Below are 4,372 nucleotides of genomic sequence, written 5' to 3'. Positions count from 1 at the left end.
AAAAGTCCTGGATGCCATGCGGGTCGTCGGCCTCGACCACCCACAGAAACGTGTGCTCAAGGGCCGAGTGATACTGGCCAAGGATGGCGTGGATGTTATACTTAAATGTTGCTCGAAAATCTTAGTGAAATCCTCAAGAGGTTAAAAGATAAAAGGTTATGAGGGAACAAAGGTTCTAGAACCGGAACCTACTGACGAAGAAAGTACCTCACCTCCCTGTTGCGCATCCACGCATTGATCTCGCGTCGTTGATCCGTGCGGACCCCCAGCGGTTTTGGATCACAGGGAGGCTATCCCCCGTATAGCACATCTGACGTCTTTGTCAAAGGCGACTCGACACCTCATCCGCTTGGCTGTATAGTCACGGCTCCCAGATACATGTCAGCGGCTACAAAGGGGGGAGGCGCCATGCAGGCACAGACCTTAAAGACGTGGATCGCACGTCGCATCTCAGTCCGTACCCGTCTTGAACAGGTATGCGTCAATTATCTGCTCTTTCTGATGGTCGCGACCCTCAAACATTCCTTCACACAAGCCGCCCGCTTTTCGGGGCTCAGCAAATCTGCGTTCTGTAAGTTGTTGAGAGATCATTGTAACGTGGCAGCCTATACCTTAGACGATCTCTCTAAGAAGCAAGCCAGGCAATTTGCAAAGTGTCTTCACCACTTGACAGGCCTCCCCTGGAAGATCGCCATTCTCGTTGATAGTACGATTCAACATCGCGCCAGTTTACATCCGGAGAACGCCAAGAAATTCAATCATGGCAAGGGATATGTCATCGGGCATCAATGGACCAATGTGATCTTGGTCATCAATGATATTCTGATTCCGCTTCCTCCCATTCCATTTTATAGCAAGCCGTATTGCCGAGAGCATGGTCTTGACTATCAGAGCGAGCATGATTTGGTCGTAGCTTACCTCACCAACTTACATCTGGAAGACTACATTGGTTCCTGTGATCCTGGTGATGTCATTGTGTTAGCCGATAGTGGCTATGATAATAAAAAGATTGAGAACGCGATTATCAAGAAACATTGGAACTTCATTATTGCGTTAGGTAAAACACGCAGTGTGAAATCGGAAGCGCTCTATCTGACGACGCCCAAGTCACGACAGTGGTGTCATATTGCCACGTTCTTTCGAAATCATCGCAGGCTGAAGTGGCAAACCGTTCGTTTCATGACGAATGGTGCAAAACGCAAGCGAATGGAATTTCGCATTCGACACACCCTGGGCTACCTGCGCTATGTGGGTCAAGTGCAATTGGTGTGTTCGGAATTCAAAAGACGACCGGATGGTCGCCGCAAGTACTTAGCCTGTAGTGATGTCAGAGTAACGGCACGCCAGATCGTGCTGGGGTATCGTCTTCGCTGGGCGGTGGAGATTTTTCATAAAAATGTCAAGCAACACCTGGGTTTTGAGGATGTGGCGACGACCTCGTTTGATTCGGTTAAGTCCCATGTCCACTGGGTGTATTGTGCCTACATCTTGCTCCATATGTCACCACCCGGGGTGGCTCCTGACACGACGAGTCTCGGTGCAAAGCAGCGTCAGATCCAGCAACTCCTCGAAGACAAAGAGAAACGTCGTGTGCTTCAGAAGTTGACTCAAATTGGTGGGGTCGAACGCTACAAAGTTGAGCTGCGACAGGCTCTAGCGGCTGCTTGATCCCTTGGCAGCCTGATTTTGTGCGGCTCTCAAGGAATCTGGAACTGTTTTCGAGCAACATTTAAGTAATCAGGTTCTCATTCGTGCCTTCAGTACGCACCAAATTTCCGAAGCTCAGGCGGCTGAGCGTCGAGCAAGGCTCAGCCAGACAGCCGCCCACTGGGTTATCCTATTGACGTTTACCTTCCGCATGTCGTGTCACATTCTCTCCCGATGATGCCATTGCGTCAGGATAGATGCAAGAGACGGTCAACCGGTGTGGTGGCTCATCACAGATTGGATGGGCTACTGCTTGACTATAAAACGGTATTATTTTAATCTGTCTCCGCCATAATGGGCGATACAATATCCGAGTGCATGGAGGAATAGCCATGTATGGCTTCAGGCGCCCGAACCAACAGACGGTGGCATGACCTACACCTTCAACCTGCGCCGTACCGCTCAACTTCGTAAGTCGCAATGAGCCATGGGACATTAAATAATCCACCTGCCCTCATCATCCGCTTCTACTTCAATAGGCGTTTCGTCCTCATCCAGCGGCTCCCAACCCTCCAGCGCCATATAGATACCGCGTCCGTCGTCCGTGTAACCAATCCGATGCGGCTGTGACTTAGCCCCCGTCATTTTGTTGCGATAAAATTTCACTTCCGGCATGATCATTCTCCCCTGTACAAGTCCCTTGACCGCCCCTCGTCTCACCTCTGCCTGGCATCCCGGCGTGAGGACCCCAGCAACGCGATGAAATCATGATGGCGTCCATCCGTCTCCGGTCGTCATGCCAGGTGTGTAGCGATGCAATGAATGGTGTACGAAGCGGTACTATAAAGCACATTTTTACGCTCGTCCACTGGTATTTCCGCCGCACAATAGCCGCATGTTGTGCCATGGAAACCGCATCGAGGGAGCAATTAAAATGACCCTTCGTTCTTGCGTCGGCGGCTGCGAAAAAGTACTCTAGTTGTATTACAAACAGCTCACCGGGACACTTTGGATTGATAGGAGAATTGGCATGCTCACCACATTTGATAGCTCGTACGCCGGACATATCGACATGGAGAACGTCGGTTACGAGGGAACGCCGGTCAACGACCGTTGGTTTGGCAACGAGCAGCTGGCCACCGTTTTTCCCAAGGCAGAGGCCATTGCCAAAGCGATGGACCGTCTGGGATTTAATACGTTTTGGATGGCCGAACATCACTTCCAACCCGAAGGGTATGAGTGCATTCCGAATGTGATCATGCTGGCTTTGCATCTGGCTCACCTGACGGAGAAGCTGCGTTTCGGCTGCGGCTTTAACGTCACGCCAATGTGGCATCCCTTGCGGCTGGCCGAGGATTTTGCCACGGTAGATATTCTCACTGGCGGACGCGTCATCTTTGGCGTTGGGCGCGGCTATCACACGCGGGAAGTCGAGACCTTTGGTTCACCCCTGCTCGATCAGCCAGCCAACCGGGCGCTTTTTGAAGAGCAAGTCGAGCTTATCCTCAAAGCCATGCGAGAGGAAACGTTCTCACACCACGGCCAGCATTACACCATCCCGGCACAGGTTCCCTACCGGGGCTATCAGCTAAAGGAGCTCAGCGTGGTGCCTCGGCCGTTGCACGACGTTGAGTGTTGGCAACCGATTCAGAGTGCTTCGCAGCGCGCCTTGGATTTTATGGCGAAACACCATATTAAGGGTGTGATCGGAGGGGGATCGGCCGAAGGCGGTGCCGTGCATAGTGTTGTCGAGGCCTGGCAAGAGACGCAAGCTCGCTTCGGCCGGCAGCTTGAGCTGGGCGAGGATCTCGCCTTTGGCTATCAATTCTACATTTCGAGTTCCCGCGAGCAGGGCATCAAAGAAGCGGGCAAATTCTACCAAGAGAACCTGAAGATATTTGCCCCCTTACGTCTCGTTCGGGCAATCACGGATCAGCAAATTGAAGACATGGCGGACCCCAAGAAAGCACCAACAGCTGGCCTGCCAACGATTGAAAACGCCATTGATGCAGGTGGCGTCCTGTGCGGCACGGCGGAGCAAATTATCACAGATCTGAAGGCGATTGAAAAACGTTATCCTGGTCTTAAACGCATCATCACCACGCTGTCAGTGGGGACGCCGCAGTCCGTCATCCTGGAACAAATGGAGCGCTTTGCCACGGAAGTCATGCCGGCGTTTCAAGGTCGCACCGCCGCAGCAATGGTGGATTAGTGCGGTATGGTCGCATTCCGCATTAGGGGATAATCGAATGGGCTATCGAGTCGGGGTAGATATCGGGGGCACGTTCACCGATTTTTGCGCCTTGAATGGGACGACGCAGGAGCTATACACCCTCAAGGTACTGTCGCGTCCCGATGCGCCCGGTGCCGAGGTGCTGGAGGGCATGCGCCAACTCCAGGAACGCTTTGGTATCAACCCGGCAAGTATCCACTATTTCACCCACGGCGCCACGGTCGGCGTCAACACGGTCATCCAGCGTCAGGGCATTAAGCTCTGCCTGTTCACCACCGAACATTTCGTCGACGTCCTCGAGGTCGCGCGGCTGAAGATGCCGGATCCCTACGACCTCCATTCCAAACGCCCCGATCCGTTGATTCCCAAGGATCGCGTCCTGCCCATCAGCGAACGGATCAGCGCCGATGGCGCGGTTGACACGCCTATCGCAATCCGGCCCACGAGCGTCAGGTCAAGGCGATCATCAACGATATCGGCGGCACCAGCGCC

The 4,372-nt window shown here is 53.1% G+C and carries 4 protein-coding genes; 3 read left to right on the top strand and 1 reads right to left on the bottom strand.

Annotated elements, in window-relative coordinates; genetic code table 11:
• The first annotated feature begins 408 nt into the window (after positions 1-408).
• Positions 409-1,668: a transposase gene (locus tag O6944_09330; GenBank protein ID MCZ6719336.1), complete on the top strand. Its 1,260-nt coding sequence runs from the start codon at positions 409-411 to the stop codon at positions 1,666-1,668.
• Positions 1,669-2,142: 474 nt separating this feature from the next.
• Here O6944_09330 and O6944_09325 read toward each other — a convergent pair whose 3' ends face one another.
• Positions 2,143-2,322 (bottom strand): hypothetical protein, encoded by a 180-nt coding sequence (locus O6944_09325; protein ID MCZ6719335.1) that lies wholly within the window; start codon positions 2,320-2,322, stop codon positions 2,143-2,145.
• 355 nt (positions 2,323-2,677) lie between these two features.
• Between O6944_09325 and O6944_09320 the strand changes: the two genes are divergently transcribed.
• Both O6944_09320 and O6944_09315 read left to right on the top strand, forming a co-directional pair.
• Positions 2,678-3,859: an LLM class flavin-dependent oxidoreductase gene (locus tag O6944_09320; GenBank protein ID MCZ6719334.1), complete on the top strand. Its 1,182-nt coding sequence runs from the start codon at positions 2,678-2,680 to the stop codon at positions 3,857-3,859.
• Between the two features lie 37 nt (positions 3,860-3,896).
• A partial coding sequence (locus O6944_09315; GenBank protein ID MCZ6719333.1) for a hypothetical protein occupies positions 3,897-4,372 on the top strand: 476 nt, incomplete at its 3' end.

Source organism: Gammaproteobacteria bacterium (assembly GCA_027296625.1).
In the GTDB taxonomy this organism is placed as follows: domain Bacteria; phylum Pseudomonadota; class Gammaproteobacteria; order JAKEHO01; family JAKEHO01; genus JAKEHO01.
The sequence above is the reverse complement of the archived record's forward strand: the minus strand, read 5'-3'. Positions and strand labels throughout refer to the sequence as shown.